The sequence below is a fragment of the Acinetobacter harbinensis genome, assembly GCF_000816495.1.
Lineage (GTDB): Bacteria > Pseudomonadota > Gammaproteobacteria > Pseudomonadales > Moraxellaceae > Acinetobacter > Acinetobacter harbinensis.
The window spans coordinates 1437607-1454636 of the sequence record NZ_JXBK01000001.1; the positions used below are offsets into that span (position 1 = coordinate 1437607).

18 protein-coding genes and 1 other RNA gene are annotated in these 17030 nt (G+C 41.4%); 14 read left to right on the forward strand and 5 right to left on the reverse strand.

Features of this window, described 5'->3' with window-relative positions; translation table 11 throughout:
- Nucleotides 1-37: 37 nt before the first annotated feature.
- The 11 genes from pyrH (at nt 38) to lpxA (ending at nt 10962) form a co-directional block, all read left to right on the forward strand.
- Nucleotides 38-766, forward strand: coding sequence for a UMP kinase (pyrH, locus tag SE27_RS06695; protein WP_039621961.1), 729 nt, complete (start codon nt 38-40; stop codon nt 764-766).
- 78 nt (nt 767-844) lie between these two features.
- On the forward strand, nt 845-1399 hold the full coding sequence (gene frr, locus SE27_RS06700) for a ribosome recycling factor (protein WP_039621962.1): 555 nt from the start codon (nt 845-847) through the stop codon (nt 1397-1399).
- A gap of 6 nt (nt 1400-1405) precedes the next feature.
- Nucleotides 1406-2158, forward strand: a complete 753-nt coding sequence (gene uppS / locus SE27_RS06705; protein ID WP_039621964.1) for a polyprenyl diphosphate synthase — start codon at nt 1406-1408, stop codon at nt 2156-2158.
- 3 nt (nt 2159-2161) lie between these two features.
- Nucleotides 2162-2986 (forward strand): phosphatidate cytidylyltransferase, encoded by an 825-nt coding sequence (locus SE27_RS06710; protein ID WP_039621968.1) that lies wholly within the window; start codon nt 2162-2164, stop codon nt 2984-2986.
- The gene (gene ispC / locus SE27_RS06715) at nt 2987-4183 is read left to right on the forward strand and encodes a 1-deoxy-D-xylulose-5-phosphate reductoisomerase (RefSeq protein WP_039621972.1); all 1197 of its coding nucleotides are present in this window, start codon (nt 2987-2989) and stop codon (nt 4181-4183) included.
- A gap of 3 nt (nt 4184-4186) precedes the next feature.
- Nucleotides 4187-5542: an RIP metalloprotease RseP gene (rseP, locus tag SE27_RS06720; RefSeq protein WP_039621974.1), complete on the forward strand. Its 1356-nt coding sequence runs from the start codon at nt 4187-4189 to the stop codon at nt 5540-5542.
- A 41-nt stretch (nt 5543-5583) separates the two neighbouring features.
- Nucleotides 5584-8079: an outer membrane protein assembly factor BamA gene (gene bamA, locus SE27_RS06725; RefSeq protein WP_039621975.1), complete on the forward strand. Its 2496-nt coding sequence runs from the start codon at nt 5584-5586 to the stop codon at nt 8077-8079.
- 36 nt (nt 8080-8115) lie between these two features.
- Nucleotides 8116-8613: an OmpH family outer membrane protein gene (locus tag SE27_RS06730; RefSeq protein WP_039621976.1), complete on the forward strand. Its 498-nt coding sequence runs from the start codon at nt 8116-8118 to the stop codon at nt 8611-8613.
- Between the two features lie 3 nt (nt 8614-8616).
- Nucleotides 8617-9684: a UDP-3-O-(3-hydroxymyristoyl)glucosamine N-acyltransferase gene (gene lpxD, locus SE27_RS06735; protein ID WP_039621978.1), complete on the forward strand. Its 1068-nt coding sequence runs from the start codon at nt 8617-8619 to the stop codon at nt 9682-9684.
- Between the two features lie 7 nt (nt 9685-9691).
- Nucleotides 9692-10177 (forward strand): 3-hydroxyacyl-ACP dehydratase FabZ, encoded by a 486-nt coding sequence (gene fabZ / locus SE27_RS06740; RefSeq protein WP_148308924.1) that lies wholly within the window; start codon nt 9692-9694, stop codon nt 10175-10177.
- Entirely contained in the window at nt 10174-10962 is a 789-nt protein-coding gene (gene lpxA / locus SE27_RS06745) for an acyl-ACP--UDP-N-acetylglucosamine O-acyltransferase (RefSeq protein WP_039621984.1), read from the forward strand. The genes fabZ and lpxA overlap by 4 nt, the downstream gene beginning before the upstream one ends.
- Before the next feature lie 53 nt (nt 10963-11015).
- On the opposite strand, the gene SE27_RS06750 is transcribed toward lpxA, so the two are convergent.
- Nucleotides 11016-11825 (reverse strand): YbgF trimerization domain-containing protein, encoded by an 810-nt coding sequence (locus tag SE27_RS06750; protein WP_039621986.1) that lies wholly within the window; start codon nt 11823-11825, stop codon nt 11016-11018.
- A 295-nt stretch (nt 11826-12120) separates the two neighbouring features.
- On the opposite strand from SE27_RS06750, the gene ffs reads away from it, so the two are divergent.
- Nucleotides 12121-12217, forward strand: an RNA gene (ffs, locus tag SE27_RS13650) — signal recognition particle sRNA small type.
- A 39-nt stretch (nt 12218-12256) separates the two neighbouring features.
- On the opposite strand, the gene SE27_RS06755 is transcribed toward ffs, so the two are convergent.
- The 4 genes from SE27_RS06755 to SE27_RS06770 form a co-directional block, all read right to left on the reverse strand.
- Entirely contained in the window at nt 12257-12862 is a 606-nt protein-coding gene (locus SE27_RS06755; RefSeq protein ID WP_039621989.1) for a regulatory protein RecX, read from the reverse strand.
- 87 nt (nt 12863-12949) lie between these two features.
- The gene (gene recA / locus SE27_RS06760; RefSeq protein ID WP_039621993.1) at nt 12950-13993 is read right to left on the reverse strand and encodes a recombinase RecA; all 1044 of its coding nucleotides are present in this window, start codon (nt 13991-13993) and stop codon (nt 12950-12952) included.
- Nucleotides 13994-14137: 144 nt separating this feature from the next.
- A complete protein-coding gene (locus SE27_RS06765; RefSeq protein WP_039621995.1) occupies nt 14138-14578 on the reverse strand; it encodes an RNA-binding S4 domain-containing protein in 441 nt (146 codons plus the stop codon).
- A complete protein-coding gene (locus SE27_RS06770; protein ID WP_039621997.1) occupies nt 14571-15257 on the reverse strand; it encodes an HAD-IA family hydrolase in 687 nt (228 codons plus the stop codon). Before SE27_RS06770 ends, SE27_RS06765 begins: the two co-directional genes overlap by 8 nt.
- 13 nt (nt 15258-15270) lie before the next feature.
- On the opposite strand from SE27_RS06770, the gene SE27_RS06775 reads away from it, so the two are divergent.
- On the forward strand, nt 15271-16131 hold the full coding sequence (locus tag SE27_RS06775; RefSeq protein WP_039621999.1) for a 3'(2'),5'-bisphosphate nucleotidase CysQ family protein: 861 nt from the start codon (nt 15271-15273) through the stop codon (nt 16129-16131).
- A gap of 47 nt (nt 16132-16178) precedes the next feature.
- A complete protein-coding gene (locus SE27_RS06780) occupies nt 16179-16940 on the forward strand; it encodes a histidine phosphatase family protein (protein WP_039622001.1) in 762 nt (253 codons plus the stop codon).
- Nucleotides 16941-17030 lie beyond the last annotated feature (90 nt).

Here is a 17030-nt window from a genome sequence, read left to right on the forward strand (position 1 = left end):
TAAAATTTTAAAGATTAAAAGATTCGGAGAATTTCTGATGTTGGATTCAAAAAAACCACGTTACGAACGTATTTTGTTAAAACTCTCTGGCGAAGCATTGGCCGGTAACAAAGACATGGGTATTGATGCCGAAGTGCTTGATCAGATGTGTTTGGGTATTGCGCATTTGGTGGGTTTGGGCGTGCAAGTCGGGATTGTGGTTGGTGGGGGTAATTTATATCGCGGCAGCCAATTGCAAAAAGAAGGCTTGGTTGGCCGTGTCACCGGTGATCAAATGGGCATGTTGGCCACGGTAATGAATGGTTTGGCATTACGTGATGCACTGGTGCGTCGCAATATTAAAACCCGTTTAATGTCAGCATTACCAATTGGTGCAGTGGTTGAATCCTACTCAAGCCGCGATGCGATTCGTCATTTAAGTCAAGGCGAAGTGTGCGTATTTGTAGCCGGTACGGGTAATCCATTCTTTACCACCGATACCGCAGCGTGCTTGCGTGGCATTGAAATTGAAGCAGATTTGATTTTAAAAGCCACCAAAGTTGATGGTGTTTATAATAAAGATCCAAGCAAATATGATGATGCTGTGAAGTATGAAACACTGACTTTTGATCAAGTGCTTGATGAAAAATTGGGTATTATGGATTTAACCGCCATTTGCTTATGTCGTGATCATAACGTGCCGCTTCAAGTATTCGATATGAATAAATCAGGTTCGTTACTTTCAGTCGTAATGGGTGAAAAAGAAGGGACTCACGTTACGAATTAATGTACGTGATCCTGAAAGCTCTTTATACTACCCGCTATTTAGCAATTACATCTCTTAGAATTAAGTAAGGAAGATCATATGATTAACGATCTTAAGAAAGACAGTGAAGACCGTATGAACAAAACGCTGGAGTCTTTAGAACAAGGCTTTGGTAAAGTTCGTACGGGCCGTGCCAACCCTTCTATTTTAAATGGCGTTATGGTGTCTTACTATGGCTCTGACGTCCCTTTAAACCAAGTGGCGAACGTGGGTCTTGAAGATTCTCGTACGCTTGTGGTACAGCCCTTTGAGCGCAGTATGGTGTCAGCCATTGATAAAGCGATTCGTGAAGCAGGTTTGGGTCTAAATCCAATTACTGCGGATGCCATTCGTGTGCCAATGCCTGCATTAACTGAAGAAACACGTCGCGATATGCAAAAAGTGGCACGCACTGAAGCAGAAAATGCCAAAGTCGCCATCCGTAATATCCGTCGTGATGTATTGGGTGATATCAAAGCCTTATTGAAAGAGAAAGATATTTCAGAAGATGATGATCGCCGTGCAGCGGATGATATTCAAAAAATCACCGATAAATTTGTGGCTGAAGTAGACAAACGTCTGGCTGCAAAAGAAGCTGAATTGATGAAGGTCTAAGATTTAATGACCGCATCAGAAGAAAATTCACTTCTGCCAAAACATGTTGCCATCATCATGGATGGCAACAATCGTTTTGCAAAGAAAATGCAAATGCAACAAGGTGCTGGACATCGTGAAGGCAAGAACGTTCTTGACCCTATTGTTGAGCATTGTAGAAAAAATCAAATTCAAGCGTTAACCGTTTTTGCATTTTCAAGCGAAAACTGGAATCGTCCGCAATTTGAGGTTGATCTGTTGATGAAATTGTTGCAAGAAACAATTCAAGAGCAGCTGCCTCGAATGGAAAAATTTAATATTGCTTTACGTTTTATTGGTGATCGTTCTCGTTTGCCTGCACATTTGTGTGAGTTAATGTTGCAAGCTGAACACAGGACTGCTAATTTCGACAGCATGACTTTAACCATTGCTGTAAGTTATGGTGGCATGTGGGATATCGCAGAAGCGGCAAAGAAAATTGCAGCGCAAGCGGTGGCCCAAAAAATTGCTGTTGATGATATAGATGTCGCGTTGTTTGGGCAGCATGTCAGTATGGCAAACTTACCTGCGGTAGATTTACTCATCCGTACCGGTGGGGATTATCGCTTGTCGAATTTTTTACTTTGGCAAGCTGCGTATGCTGAGTTGTATTTTACTCAAACTTTATGGCCTGAATTTACTGTTGACGAATTTGATGATGCATTGGCAGTTTTTGCTGGTCGCGAACGTCGGTTTGGAAAAACTTCAGAGCAAATCCAACAAGAGAAAATCGAGAATTAATAAATGTTAGAGCGGATTATAACCGCATTGGTATTGGTAGCAGTTGTACTGAGTTGTATGTTTGCTACGCAGTCTCAGTATCCAATGTTTATGCTGATGATTGTTGCAGCCGGAGTTGCAGGCTATGAGTGGTTTAAACTCATGCCAAAAGAAAAGAATAAGCTGACTAAACCACTGGCTTGGGGGTATGGCGTTGTAACTGCTGCTTTATCGGCTTTGGCTTTATATTTTAATGATATTGCCTTGTTGCTGTGGGTCGCCTCTATTTTATCGTGGATTTTAAGCGTCTTTTGGGTTAAAAATTATCCAAATTACGATGGTTGGTACAATCCGACCTTGAACGTAGTGGGTTTCGTTTTAATTTCTGCTGCTGTAACCGCAATTTTTTCTGTTTGGCATACTTCGCCTTGGTGGCTGATGTACCTGTTTCTACTGGTATGGGGTGCAGACAGCGGTGCTTATTTTGTTGGACGTAAGTTGGGTAAGAAAAAACTTGCACCCAATGTGAGTCCCAATAAGTCAGTTGAAGGTTTGTATGGGGGGATTTTTACCGCCATGCTAATTGTGGTGGTGGTCGAAGTGGTCTATTTAGATTTAACTTTCGCGCAGCATATTCTGTTTTTAATCTTATCGGTCATCACAGTCTTTAGCTCGGTATTGGGCGATTTATTTGAATCTATGATTAAGCGCCGAGCCGGTATTAAAGATTCTGGGCGTATTTTACCTGGGCATGGCGGCGTACTCGATCGTATCGATTCATTGCTTGCTGCGGCGCCAATTTTTGCCGCGGGTATGTATGTGTTAAAACTTATGGGTGTAGATTTATAGATGTCACAATCGGTTTGTATATTAGGTGTCACTGGTTCTATTGGTCAAAGTACCTTAAAAATTCTGCAACAGCATCCTGAACAGTATGCTGTTTTTGCCGTCACGGCACATAGTCGAATGTTGGAACTTGTGGAAATATGCAAACAGTATCATCCGAAAATTGTAGTCGTACCTGTGGGTAAAGTAGAAGAATTACAACAATATTTTAAGCAGCATCAACTGACCAATATTGAAATTTTAACCGATGAAGCGGGTCTCATAGCGGTTGCTGAACATCGTGATGTTGATATTGTGATGGCGGCTATTGTGGGTGCGGCAGGTTTGTTGCCGACATTGGCTGCGGTCAAAGCCGGTAAGCGTGTTTTACTGGCCAATAAAGAAGCATTGGTTATGTCGGGTGATTTGATGATGCAGGCCGCGCATGATTCTCATGCTGAATTGCTGCCAGTCGATTCTGAGCACAATGCTATTTTTCAGTGCTTACCCGAAGGTTATTTTCAGAACGAGCGTAATGGACAGCCAAAACAAGGCGTGTCACGTATCTTGCTGACCGCATCTGGTGGGCCATTTTTAAATCATTCCTTGCAACAATTAAAAACGGTGACCGTGGCCCAAGCCTGTAAGCATCCAAAATGGTCAATGGGGCAAAAAATCTCTGTCGATTCTGCCACTTTAATGAATAAGGGTTTGGAATTGATAGAAGCGTGTCATTTGTTTGCAATTTCAGAACAGTTTATAACAGTGGTGGTGCATCCACAGAGTATCATTCATTCTATGGTGCAATATGTGGATGGTTCAACCTTGGCACAAATGGGTAATCCCGATATGTGTACACCGATTGCGCATGCATTGGCGTGGCCAAAACGGATTAAAACGCATGTGCCTGCATTGGACTTATTTGTGATGCAACAACTGGATTTTCAAGAACCGGATACCACACGTTTTCCTGCTCTAAAGCTTGCACGACAAGCCATGCAGAGCGGAGGCTTAGCACCGACTATTTTAAATGCGGCCAATGAAATTGCAGTTGCTGCTTTTTTAAATAATCGCATTGGCTTTACAGAAATATCGCAAGTGGTGGAGCACACCTTGAATCAGGTGGAGACCGGTGCTGCTGAGTCAATCGAGCTTATTTTGCAGGTCGATCAACTGGCGCGTTCCACCGCGGAAAAAATTGTCATGAACCACGGAAGCTAAAACATGAGTGCCTTGTTTATTATTGTGGCAGCAATTCTTCTGCTCGGACCTTTGATTGCCATTCATGAGTTCGGACATTATATTGTGGCACGTAAATTGGGTGTGAAAGTTTTAGTTTACTCCATCGGTTTTGGGCCTACTTTGCTGAAGTGGACGTCTAAAAAATCCGGTATCCAATATCAACTTTCTGCTTTACCGTTAGGCGGTTATGTGAAAATGTTGGATGAGCGAGAAGGTGATGTCGCTGAAGAGGACTTGCCGAAAGCGTTTAATCGTCAGCATGCGTGGAAACGTATTGCTATCGTTGCAGCGGGACCATTGATCAACTTAGCTTTTGCTGTGGTTTTATTTTGGATCTTATTTTTACCCTCACAAGAGCAACTCAATACTCGTGTTGGTAAAGTGTTACCAAATACGCCTGCAGCCACAGTGCATATGCAGGTCGGTGACAAAATTACCGCAGTAGATGGCACAGCAACTCAGACATGGGAAAAGTTAAATTTTGCCTTGGTTGATCGCGTTGGTGAAAGTGGTTTTATCGATATTCAAGCTGACCGCAATGGTCAAACTGAAAATTTCAAATTGCCCATTCAAGACTTCTTAAAAAATCAAAACCAATCTGCCTTAGACAGCCTAGGCTTTATGCCGTATCGTCCGCATCTAGACGCTGTTGCTTCAAAGCTCAGTGAAGATGGTGCAGCAATCCGTCAAGGCATGAAAGCCGGTGATAAAATTATTGCCATTGATGGGGTGAAAATGAATGATTGGTTTGATGTGGTGCAAACCGTGCAAGCCGCTCCAGAAAAATTATTAAAAATTGATGTATTACGTCAAAATAAAGTTGTACATTTACAAGTCATGCCACAGGCAAAACGGGACAACATGGGCAATGTGACTGGCATGCTCGGCGTTCAAAACAGTCCGGGGAAAATAATCATTCCGGATGACTATAAACAAAAGATTCAATACACACCAGTTGAAGCGTTTGGCATGGCCATTGAGAAAACCGGCCAACTGTCTGGCATGATTTTTAACTCGATTGGTAAAATGGTACGTGGTTTAATTGGTGTCGATAACTTATCAGGCCCAATCACTATTGCTAAAGTGGCCGGACAAAGTGCGGAAATGGGCTGGCAAACCTTTATTTCATTTATGGCTTTAATGAGCGTAAGTTTAGGTATTTTAAACTTATTACCTATTCCTATGCTCGATGGTGGACACTTAGTTTACTATTTTATTGAACTGATTCGGGGTAAACCTGTTTCTGAACAAATACAATTGGTTGGTTTAAAAATTGGTATGGTACTGCTCGGCAGCATGATGCTGCTGGCATTATTCAATGACTTCATGCGTTTATAATAGCGTAGACACGAAATAAATTAACATCGGAAAAGACTGGCATGCAGCACAAACATTTATTTATGCCTTTGGCACTTCTTAGTGCAATGGCCGTAGTACAACAAGTATATGCAGCAGATGAATTCATTGTCCGCGATATTAAAATTGACGGCCTTGTTCGTTTAACGCCAACCAATGTCTATGGGATGTTGCCTGTAAATGCAGGTGATCGTGTCAATGATGCAACAATTGCAAATGCAATTCGTGCTTTGTATGCCACGGGTCTGTTCGATGATATTAAAGCATCGCAACAAGCAGATACGCTGACCTTTGTCGTGGTGGAACGTCCACTGATTTCAAAAGTTGAGCTTAAAGGCAATAAACTCATTCCTAAAGAAGCGCTGCAAGATGGCTTGAAAAAAATGGGCATTGCAGAGGGTGAGGTTTTAAAAAAATCGGCACTGCAAACCATTGAAACAGAGCTTGAACAACAATATATGCAACAAGGTCGTTATGACGCTGACGTAACAGTTGTGACCACGGCTAAACCCAATAACCGAGTTGATTTAACCATTAACTTTGTCGAGGGCAAAGCGGCAAAAGTGGTTGATATCAATATTATTGGCAATAACGTTTTTAAAGAAAGTGAAATCAAGCAAGCTTTTGCGGTAAAAGAAAGCAGCTGGAGTTCAATTGTTACGCGTAATGATCGTTATGCGCGTGAAAAAATGGCCGCCAGTTTAGAAGCTTTGCGTGCGCTATATTTAAATAAAGGCTACATTAATTTTAATATTACCAACTCAAGTTTAAATTTGAGTGAAGACAAAAAGAATATCTTTGTTGAAGTCAGCGTAGATGAAGGCGAACAGTTCAAATTTGGGCAAAGTAAATTTTTAGGCGATGCACTGTATAAGCCTGAAGAATTACAAGCTTTGCAAATTTATAAAGATGGCGAAACCTATTCACAAGAAAAAGTAAATGCAGTGAAACAACTTTTGCTGCGTAAGTATGGCAATGCTGGCTATTACTATGCTGAAGTGAATGTGGTTCCGCAAATTAATAAAGACACCAAGCAAGTCGATTTAAATTACTATATTAATCCGGGCCAGAAAGTTACGGTACGTCGTATTAATTTCATCGGTAACACCAAAACTGCAGATGAAGTGTTACGCCGCGAATTCCGCCAAATGGAAGGCGCTTTGGCCAGTAATGAAAAAATTGACTTGTCTAAAGTTCGTTTAGAGCGGACTGGTTTCTTTAAAACCGTGGATATTAAACCAGCACGTATTCCTAATGTGCCTGATCAAGTCGATTTAAACGTCCAAGTTGAAGAACAACAATCCGGCACCAGTACACTTGCAGTTGGTTTCTCGCAAAGTGGCGGTGTTACCTTTCAAGCGGGTTTAAGTCAAACCAATTTCTTGGGAACAGGCAATAGTGTGGCTATCGATTTGTCACGTTCAGAAACCCAAGATTATTATAATTTAAGTGTGACAGATCCGTATTTCACCATCGATGGTGTACGTCGTGGTTACAACATGTATTACCGTAAAACCAAGCTGAATGATGACTATAACGTTAATAACTATGTGACGGATAGTTATGGTGGTGGGATTAACTTTGGTTATCCAATTGATGAAAACCAAAGTATCAGTGCTGGTTTGAATATTGACCAAACAAATGTCACCACAGGGCCGTATGTGTCGACTTATGTACGTGATTACTTGTTGGCCAATGGTGGCGGAAAAACTGGTGCACCAGGACGTTATTGTCCAATTCCTTTAGTCGATCAAAAGTGTGGTGCTGCTGATGATCAGTGGATAGCATTTGATGACGAGTTCAAAGGCGACTTCTTAACTTATAATTTAAATTTAGGTTGGTCATATAACACTTTAAACCGTCCAGTATTCCCAACGTCAGGAATGTCGCACCGCATCAATGGTGAAATCGCATTGCCGGGCAGTGATGTTGAATACCAGAAATTAACGTATGATGCGCAAGCTTACTTCCCATTGGGTAAGGATTTTGTACTGCGTGGCTATGGTAAGTTAGGTTATGGTAATGATTTACCATTTTATAAAAACTTCTATGCCGGTGGTTTTGGCTCAGTGCGTGGCTATGACAACAGTACACTGGGTCCAAAATATCCAGGCGTCACTTATAATGAGTCTCAAACAACTGATTATGACCCAGAGGAAGTGGGTGGTAATGCACTGATTCAATTTGGTGCAGAGCTGGCATTGCCATTGCCATTTAAAGGAGATTGGACACGTCAAGTGCGACCAGTAGTCTTTGCAGAAGGTGCACAAGTTTTTGATACGCAATGTAAAATTCCAAGTGGAAAATTATTTATTGATGGCACAGCAGGTATTGATGCCAAGCAATATTGCGAAGATAACTTTGGTTTTGACGTAGGCAACATGCGTTATAGTGTTGGCGTTGGCTTTACGTGGATTACCATGATTGGGCCACTGTCACTCAGTTATGCATATCCATTGAATGAAAAATCTGGCGATCAAACTAAAAACATCCAGTTTGAAATTGGTCGTACGTTCTAAGTACGACCTCACACAGGTTTAAATAAGGATATTGATATGAATAAAGTGTTAATGAGTATTCTGCTGGCGGGCCTTGCCAGTAGTTCAATGCTACATGCGGCGGGCTACGGTGTGGTTGATTTAGAAAAAGTGATTGAAAATAGCACTTATTTAAAACAGCAAAATATGAGTTTGCAGCAAAGTATGAAGCCGCAAACGTCAAAGTTGGAGCAGTTGGGTAAAGAGTTGGAAGCTATCCAGCAACGTGCGCAACAAAATCCTAATTTAGCCGAAACTGAGAAGCAAAAAATGCTGACACAGTATCAGGCTAAATTAAAAGAGTTTAATTTAATTCAACAGGGATTGCAGACCACCGTTCAGGCCTCTATTCAAGTGATGAATAAGACCTTGGATGGCCGAGTCAAACAGGTTGCAGAACAATTGCGTAAAGAAAACAACTTGGATATCGTTTTGAATCGTAATTCAGCGCTTGCTTATGACCCTAAATATGATTTAACTGATAAAATGATTCAAAAGGTTAATGTTATTAAATAATCCATGAATCCTCGTCAGTTTCGTTTAGAAGACCTCGCTCGCCTTGTACAAGGCGAGTATGTGGGTCAATCCGATTTAATATTGAATGGGCTTGCAAGCTTAGAGCTTGCTGAGCAGCAGCATATCGCATTTGTAAATGCAGATAAGTATGTAGATCAGGCGCGTGCCTCACATGCAGGCGCACTAATCGTCACCAAGGCTTTAAAAGCCGAGTTGACCAACCATCATAACTTTATCGTGGTGGATCAGCCTTATCTGGCATTTGCAATGTTGACACACGTATTTGAGAAAAAAAATACCCAAAGAGGTATTGAAAGTACAGCGCAAATTCATTCCTCGGCTTTAATTGCTGATAGTGCTTATATTGGGCATTATGTGGTGATTGGTGAGCATTGTATCGTCGGTGATGACACCATTATTCAGTCACATGTCAAAATTGACGATGATGTCGAAATTGGTAAGCAATGTTTTATAGATTCGCATGTTACGCTCACGGGACAAGCTAAAATTGGTAATCGTGTGCGTATCCATGCCAATAGTGTCATTGGCAGTGAGGGTTTTGGTTTTGCTCCTTATCAAGGAAAATGGCATCGTATTGCTCAGTTAGGTTCGGTTAAAGTCGGTCACGATGTACGAATTGGCTCAAATTGTAGTATTGATCGTGGGGCGTTGGATGACACAATTTTAGAAGATGGCGTCATTATTGATAACCTTGTGCAAATTGCCCATAATGTAAAAATTGGTGCAAATACTGCAATAGCTGCAGAATGTGGCATTGCAGGTAGCACCACGATTGGCAAAAACTGTATATTTGCAGGTGGTGTTGGCGTAGTGGGTCACGTTAATATTGCAGATAATGTGACCATTACAGCGATGTCAATGGTCACAAAAAGTATTTCTGAAGCAGGGCGTTATTCTTCAGGAACACCGTTATTGGAAAATTCACACTGGAAACGTGCAGCCATACGCTTTAAACAATTAGCAGATGTGCCATTGACCCAATTGCTTAAACGGCTTGATCATATGCAGACTCGAATTGAGTCCCTTGAATCAACTTTTAAGCGTAAATAGAAATATGATGACTGATTCCATTTCCCCTGCATTTATTAAGCCCGAATTGCCAATGCACACTCAGCAAATTCGTGAGTATTTACCGCATCGTTATCCATTTTTGTTGGTCGATCGTATTACCGATGTGACCGATAATGCTATCGTGGGGTATAAGAATGTTTCGATTAATGAAGAGTTCTTGCAAGGCCATTTCCCAGATTATCCAATTATGCCGGGTGTATTAATTGTTGAGGCGCTCGCCCAAGTCTCTGGTATACTTGGTTTTATTATGAATAACGAAAAACCAAGTCAAGGTTCTTTGTTTCTTTTTGCGGGTGCTGAAAAAATTCGTTTTAAGAAACAAGTCGTCGCTGGCGATCAATTGGTTTTAAAGTCTGAATTAGTGATGCATAGACGTGGCATTTACAAATACCATTGTGTAGCCACGGTTGATGGTATTGTGGCAACAACAGCGGAAATTATGGTTTCGCATCAAAAAATAGAGCAGGCATGAGTAAAAACGATTTAATTCACCCCACCGCCATTATTGATGCATCTGCAGTTATTGCTGCAGATGTAGAAATTGGTCCTTATTGTATTATCGGGCCACAGGTCACTATTGCTGAGGGCACTAAACTGCATTCACATGTAGTCGTAGCGGGTTATACTCGAATTGGCAAAAACAATGAAATATTTCAATTCGCAAGTGTGGGTGAAATTTGTCAAGATTTAAAATATGCAGGCGAGGAAACTTGGCTTGAGATCGGTGATCACAACTCAATTCGTGAGCACTGTAGTTTGCATCGCGGCACCGTACAAGACCAGGGTTTAACCAAAATTGGTAGCCATAACTTATTGATGGTGAATACGCATATTGCGCACGACTGTGTGATTGGTGATCATAATATTTTCGCCAATAACGTGGGTATTGCAGGGCATGTGCATATCGGTGAATATGTGGTGGTGGGGGGCAACTCAGGTATCCATCAATTTTGCAAAATTGACTCTTATAGTATGATTGGCGGTGCATCGTTAATTTTAAAAGATGTACCGGCTTACGTTATGGTTTCAGGTAATCCTGCACATGCCTTTGCTATGAATGTAGAAGGTATGCGTCGTAGAGGTTGGTCTAAATCAGTGATTCAGGCCTTACGCCAAGCTTTTAAACTTATTTATAAAGAAGGTTTAACCACAGAGCAGGCGATTAAGCAAATTCGTACTGATATTCTGCCTGATGTACCGGAAGCACAATTACTGATTGATTCTTTAGAGCAATCTGAACGCGGTATTGTGCGTTAATCCAATAGTGCATCAGCTCAAAAAGACACCTGATACGGTGTCTTTTTTTTAGATTATTTTTTTACAAAACCGGCTTCTTCTGATTTTGGATACTCTTTAAGGAGCTTGCTTTTAAGTTGGTTGGCGCTAGTGGTATTACGATCTACATCTTTAGCAATATTATAAAGTTGATAAAGTGCACGTGCTGCTTTGGCTGAATTGGGATATTGATTGACGACAATATTGTAATTCTTTTTGGCCTCGGCATAATTGGTGGGCTCAATGGCCAGATTAAACTCCGCTAACCAAAAATAAGCATTACTGATATAAATACTATTGGGATTGTTCTTGATAAAGTTTTGCATCGGCGCAATGGCTTTTTTTGCACCGCCTTGTTTATACGCATCTAAAGCAACCGTATAAGCGGCTTGATCAAGATCAGTTGAGGCTGTGGTTGTTTGCGCCTTTGCTGGATTGACATTTATGCTGTTGGGTTTGCTGGCATTACTGGGAGAGATATCCTGTTGTTTATCCTCCTCTGGGGCGGCACTATCGGGATCAACCTTTTGCTGTAATAGCTCTAGTCGTTGATCTAAGTCGGTATAACGATTGCTGAGTTCGTGTTTAAGTTGCGCAATTTCATTGTCTTGTTCTTCAATTTTTCCCCGTAGTGTGCGAATATCATTTTCTAATTGTTGGGTTTTTTGCATAATTTGCCAGTTCAGATTGGTTGGCGCACTTGCTGTATCTGTAGCAAGGGCAGTAGGCTGGACAGTAGATTCAACGCCATTTTGACTTAATCCACGTGATTCAATAGGAATGGCATAAAGTGAGCTTGAAGCCAATAAGACTGCTGCATATAAAGCATGCTGTTTGCGCATCATAAAAACATCCATTTCGTATTCTTAACCATATTCTCAATGTTTAGGGTTAAGAGCATATCTATTTAAAAGACCTGCGCACATTAAAAACGCCCATGCCTTGAAATGCAATATACATTTACAATCTTGTTATAGTTTTAAAGTGGGCAATTAGATAGCTAAAAAATAACAAAAAAAGCAATTTTCAATCAATATTGTTTTTTTAATAATCAAATGAAAGTGTGAGCCGTATAAAAGGGATTTCAATGCTTGCAAGTTAGATAAAAATCTCTATACTCTGATCTTGCAATGGTAGCCCCGCTGGTGGCTTCGCAATTGTAGTCTGTGAATCCCGCCAGGACCGGAAGGTAGCAACGGTAATAGATATACGATGTGCCGGAGTTTTGCTAGTGGGGTTGCCACCAGTTTTGATCATAATAAATTGATTTACTATTTTAAAAATCTTCTTCTTTTCGGCTAATTGCTTTCATAATCGCATCCATTTCAAAACCTCGATACATCAAAAACCGAACCTGTTTGGCTTTAAGCTTTGCTTCTTTTTCAATCGCCGCCCCAAATTTCTTGACCTTTAATTGATAGGCTTGTTCATGCCAATCGGTTTCTTTTAATTCCTCTTGTATTAAGCTACTGTCAATTTTTTTGGCTTTTAAAGCCAGTTTAATGCGATTCGGTCCTTTGCCTCTTCTTTTTTGACTGGACAGCATAATCTCAGCCACACGCTGATCACTTTGATAGTTTTGTGCTGCAAACTCATCTACCAGTTTTAAAACTTCCTCACGATCTACGGCATAGAGTGCCAGTTTTTCAATCAGCTCAGCTTTTGAATATTCGCGCCGCGTCAGTACAGCAAATGCATATGAACGTAAACGCGAGCCTGTAAGCCCTGTTGCTTTTGGGATGGGTTCATCTGCAAAATACAGCGCATCAACTTCTGCCAAATGCGTAGACAGATCTGTGGAGGCTTCTGTGGTGGGATCGTCATTCAATTCTTGCTGAAGCGCGGTGTAGTCCAATAGTTTTGGGAATTTTGCATTACTCATAAGTCTGTTTATCGCATCTAATAAAAAACGCCCCGTAGGGCGTTTTACAGTTTAAGATTTTTAGCAGATTAAAACAAATTGCGCGCGTTAAGCATCCAACAAATCTGCGTCTTCTTCCTCTTTGGTATCCACCGGTGTGGTAATTGGCGTCAAGAGTTTTTCACGAATCAGGCGATCTAACTCTTGCGCAATTTGAGGATTTTCCTCTAAATGGCGAATGACGTTATTTTTACCTTGACCAATTTTACTGCCTTGATATGAATACCAAGCACCAGCTTTTTGTACCAACTCTTGTGCTACGGCAAGATCAACCAGTTCGCCCAGCTGATTCACGCCTTTACCGTACAAAATTTGGAATAATGCTTCTCTAAAAGGCGGTGCCATTTTATTCTTCACCACTTTAACGCGGGTTTCAGAACCTACAATTTCATCGCCTTCTTTGACTTGACCAATACGACGAATATCTAAACGTATGGAGGCATAGAATTTAAGTGCGTTACCGCCTGTGGTGGTTTCAGGGCTACCAAACATCACACCAATCTTCATTCGGATTTGGTTAATGAAGATGACCATGCAGTTTGAGCGTTTAGCATTACCGGTAATTTTACGTAGCGCCTGACTCATCAAACGTGCTTGTAAGCCCATATGAGAATCACCCATTTCGCCTTCAATTTCTGCACGAGGCGTAAGTGCAGCCACGGAATCGACGACGATCATATCGACTGCGCCAGAACGCACCAACATGTCGGCAATTTCAAGCGCTTGTTCACCGTTATCGGGTTGCGATACCAGTAAATTATCCAAATCGACACCTAATTTACGCGCATATTGTGGATCTAGTGCGTGTTCAGCATCGATAAAGGCACATGTACCACCGGCTTTTTGACACTGTGCAATGGCTTGCAGCGTCATGGTGGTTTTACCCGAAGATTCAGGACCGTAAATTTCGACAATACGTCCTTTGGGTAAGCCGCCAATACCGAGTGCAATATCAAGCGTTAACGAGCCAGTAGAGACAGCTTCAACTGCCAAAACGGTGTTATCACCCAAACGCATTACGGTATTTTTACCAAATTGTTTTTCAATTTGGCTAAGAGCAGCATTTAGTGCCTTGCTTTTATTATCATCCATCTTACAACCTCAAAACGATGTCACGAATCTATTAATTTCAGTGGATGTCTTACATTTAAACGTGTTCCACCCAAGTATAGTGACAGATTCATGCTTTATGTTCTATATCAATTCAGTCAGACGCGACAGAATATGACGCCTAAATTAATCATCATGATAAGACCAAGCTTGGTCAGATTGTTGATCATTATTGTGTTTAAATTTGCTGATCTCTCGTCGATCTTTTTTACTGGGTCGATGTTCAGGTCGGGCTAGATTATGCAACTTTCTTTGCGTGCTAAGCAACTCTCGTCGTGCCACACTGACGTCAGTTTCTGCATATAACAGCTGCGCCATAGCTGCGCTGCCACGCTGTGCTGATAATGCATGAATCACAATTGTTTTGCGCTCAAAGCCTTGTTGAATCGTCAGTTCCATGCCCACACGGATTTCTTTAGATACTTTGACGCGCTCACCATTGTGATGAACTTTACCGCCTTCAATAGCAGACTTAGATAAGGAGCGCGTTTTAAAGAAGCGAGCCGCCCACAGCCATTTATCAATGCGCATGCTTTCAACGGAATGGATCGGAGACGATTTAGGCATATATTTTTAAATCCTCAGCGTGTTTTAACATAACCATAAGATCGCTCAAATCCGTTAACATTGGATAGGCGCTTTCAGTTCTTACTGCTGCTAGAGATGAGGGTTGAGCAATACTGATTAAATGCTGAATGCCAAATTTTTCTGCAGCTGCAAGAACTTTTTCGGTGTCATCAATAAAATAACTAGACTTGATCTGAAACGGGTGTAAAGCCTGCAGTTTCTGCCAAAACCGGAGATCTTCCTTGGGATAACCAATGCTTTCACTGCTGACAATGACATCAAAATATGCGGCAATTTGAGTGTGTTCAAGTTTGAATTTTAAGCCTTCACGGTCTGCATTGGTGGCAATCCAGCAAGCATAACCGTGCTGCTTTAAATATTGAAGTAATTCCAGACAGCCTGTGCGTAGCGCGACTTTGTGCTTGAATTCTTTTTGCAATGCAAGAGTATCAACGCCAACTTTATTCGTCCAGAACTGGCTAGAATACCAATTAAGAGTATGATTGTATTGTTGATAAAATTGCAACAGCGTCTGTTTGCTCTGTTCAAGGCTACAGTCATGTGTGGCTGCATGACGAAGAGGGAGTTGATGATTCCAAATGAAATCATCATAAGCAAGATCGAGTAATGTGCCATCCATGTCGAAAATGATGGTCGGTTTTTCTGAGTAATTTGGCATATAAAGGTAATCTATGTTTAAAACAACCAGCGCACCGCAAGATGCTTTGATTTTAAAGTTAGTCCCCATTGTGACACAGGCGTGTGAAATTTTGCGAGCAGAATATCAGGCCTATTGTGCAGGTGAAACTTTTGCGGTGCAGAAAAAAAGTGATCATTCACCAGTGACGCAAGCTGATTATCGCGTTAATGAATTTATCACTCAAGCATTGCAAGAAAAATTCCCGCAGCTTCCGGTATTGTCAGAAGAGGGGGATAACGCCGCACGTAAGCACTGGCAAAGTTTTTGGTTACTCGATCCTTTAGATGGCACCAAAGAGTTTTTACATAAACGGCCTGAATTTACGATTAACTTAAGCTTGGTAGACGGTGCAAAAACCACTTTTGCAATTTTAGCGGTGCCCGGTGAGCAAATGATTTATATCTGTCCTCAGCAGGGTTTGCCTTTGAAATTTGAGATACCAACTCAGCAGTGGTGGGTATATACAGAGCATCAATTGTCAACCAAAGTGCATATTGGTTTAAGCCAAAGCAGTCAGGCTCAGCCGCTCTATGTTGAATATCTCAATATCTTAAAGCGCGATGTGGAAGTTGTGGCATTAAAGGCAGGCAGCGCTTATAAATTTTGTATGATGCTTGAAGGAAAAGTTGATATTTATCCGCGTTTTCATCCGACTTGTGAATGGGATACCAGCGCAGGGCAATGCTTGATTGAACGGATTGGCGGTGGGTTGGTCGATTTTAAAGGTCGACCATTTTTATATAATCAGCGAGACAGCTTACTCAATGGCGGTTTCATTGCATTTAGAAATATCGAGCTGAAAAAACTGGCTTTCTTGGCGTTAGCACAGATGTCTCATTTGCCTGAAATTTAGCTGAGCATGTTATAGTGATCCACCATGTTTAATTTTCTGGCTGGATCATGGCGTTAGAACTCCTCCCAAGCAGTATGCTTAAAGCAATTGATTTGCTGCCTGATGTAAAGACTCCGGTAACTTTATTTACCCGCCATTCTATTCGGGAATTGGCTGCGGGTCAGGGTTTGGCGGGCTATGATTTACAATTGACCGCACAAGGGCGTGATTTGGCGCAACAGTGGGGTCGATATTTAATCGACCATACTAATCGTAATATTCAGCATTGTATCTCTAGCCCCATTCAACGCTGCGTAGATACGGCGGTATTGATGATTGAAGGCGCCGATTCAAGTGTGCTTGCACAAAACACCCATTCCATTGAAATTGTTGAGCAAGGCCTATTGGTTGAGCCGGGAAGTTTTGTGCTTGATATTCAGCAAGCCGGTCCTTATTTTCAGCAGCAAGGCGCACTGGGATTTATCAATAGTTTTGTCAATAATGCCTTACCGGGAATGAAGCATCCGATTTCTGGGGTGGTGGATGTATTAGAGCTGATTTATAACACGCATCCACAGGATCATTTTGGTCTGAGTTTGGCGGTGAGTCACGACACTATTTTAGCTGCGATTATTGCGGTTATTTCTGGTCGTAATCGGGTCAGTCAAGATGATTGGCCAGAGATGATGGAAGGATTATTTGTCTGGTTTGAAGGGGATGAATTTTTAGAGTCACAGCTTAAGTGGATTTGGCGTGGAAAACTACACAGTTTGGATATTGCTCAATTTAAGCAGCAATATACTCAGCAGAAAATTAATCAGCCTCATTAAAACCTGCGCTGAATTAAAAGATCTCTCTTTTTAAGTCAGGACTGAGAGCTTGGATGAAAAATATAATCTGATATTTTCTTCACTTATTGC

Coding starts and splice junctions, on each gene's coding strand:
- SE27_RS06780 (WP_039622001.1), top strand. CDS start 16,179: ATGGCGTTAGAACTCCTCCCAAGCAGTATGCTTAAAGCAATTGATTTG.
- SE27_RS06765 (WP_039621995.1), bottom strand. CDS start 14,578: ATGCCTAAATCGTCTCCGATCCATTCCGTTGAAAGCATGCGCATTGAT.
- SE27_RS06730 (WP_039621976.1), top strand. CDS start 8,116: ATGAATAAAGTGTTAATGAGTATTCTGCTGGCGGGCCTTGCCAGTAGT.
- uppS (WP_039621964.1), top strand. CDS start 1,406: ATGACCGCATCAGAAGAAAATTCACTTCTGCCAAAACATGTTGCCATC.
- bamA (WP_039621975.1), top strand. CDS start 5,584: ATGCAGCACAAACATTTATTTATGCCTTTGGCACTTCTTAGTGCAATG.
- SE27_RS06750 (WP_039621986.1), bottom strand. CDS start 11,825: ATGATGCGCAAACAGCATGCTTTATATGCAGCAGTCTTATTGGCTTCA.
- SE27_RS06710 (WP_039621968.1), top strand. CDS start 2,162: ATGTTAGAGCGGATTATAACCGCATTGGTATTGGTAGCAGTTGTACTG.
- pyrH (WP_039621961.1), top strand. CDS start 38: ATGTTGGATTCAAAAAAACCACGTTACGAACGTATTTTGTTAAAACTC.
- frr (WP_039621962.1), top strand. CDS start 845: ATGATTAACGATCTTAAGAAAGACAGTGAAGACCGTATGAACAAAACG.
- recA (WP_039621993.1), bottom strand. CDS start 13,993: ATGGATGATAATAAAAGCAAGGCACTAAATGCTGCTCTTAGCCAAATT.
- ispC (WP_039621972.1), top strand. CDS start 2,987: ATGTCACAATCGGTTTGTATATTAGGTGTCACTGGTTCTATTGGTCAA.
- SE27_RS06770 (WP_039621997.1), bottom strand. CDS start 15,257: ATGCCAAATTACTCAGAAAAACCGACCATCATTTTCGACATGGATGGC.
- lpxA (WP_039621984.1), top strand. CDS start 10,174: ATGAGTAAAAACGATTTAATTCACCCCACCGCCATTATTGATGCATCT.
- SE27_RS06775 (WP_039621999.1), top strand. CDS start 15,271: ATGTTTAAAACAACCAGCGCACCGCAAGATGCTTTGATTTTAAAGTTA.
- SE27_RS06755 (WP_039621989.1), bottom strand. CDS start 12,862: ATGAGTAATGCAAAATTCCCAAAACTATTGGACTACACCGCGCTTCAG.
- fabZ (WP_148308924.1), top strand. CDS start 9,692: ATGACTGATTCCATTTCCCCTGCATTTATTAAGCCCGAATTGCCAATG.
- rseP (WP_039621974.1), top strand. CDS start 4,187: ATGAGTGCCTTGTTTATTATTGTGGCAGCAATTCTTCTGCTCGGACCT.
- lpxD (WP_039621978.1), top strand. CDS start 8,617: ATGAATCCTCGTCAGTTTCGTTTAGAAGACCTCGCTCGCCTTGTACAA.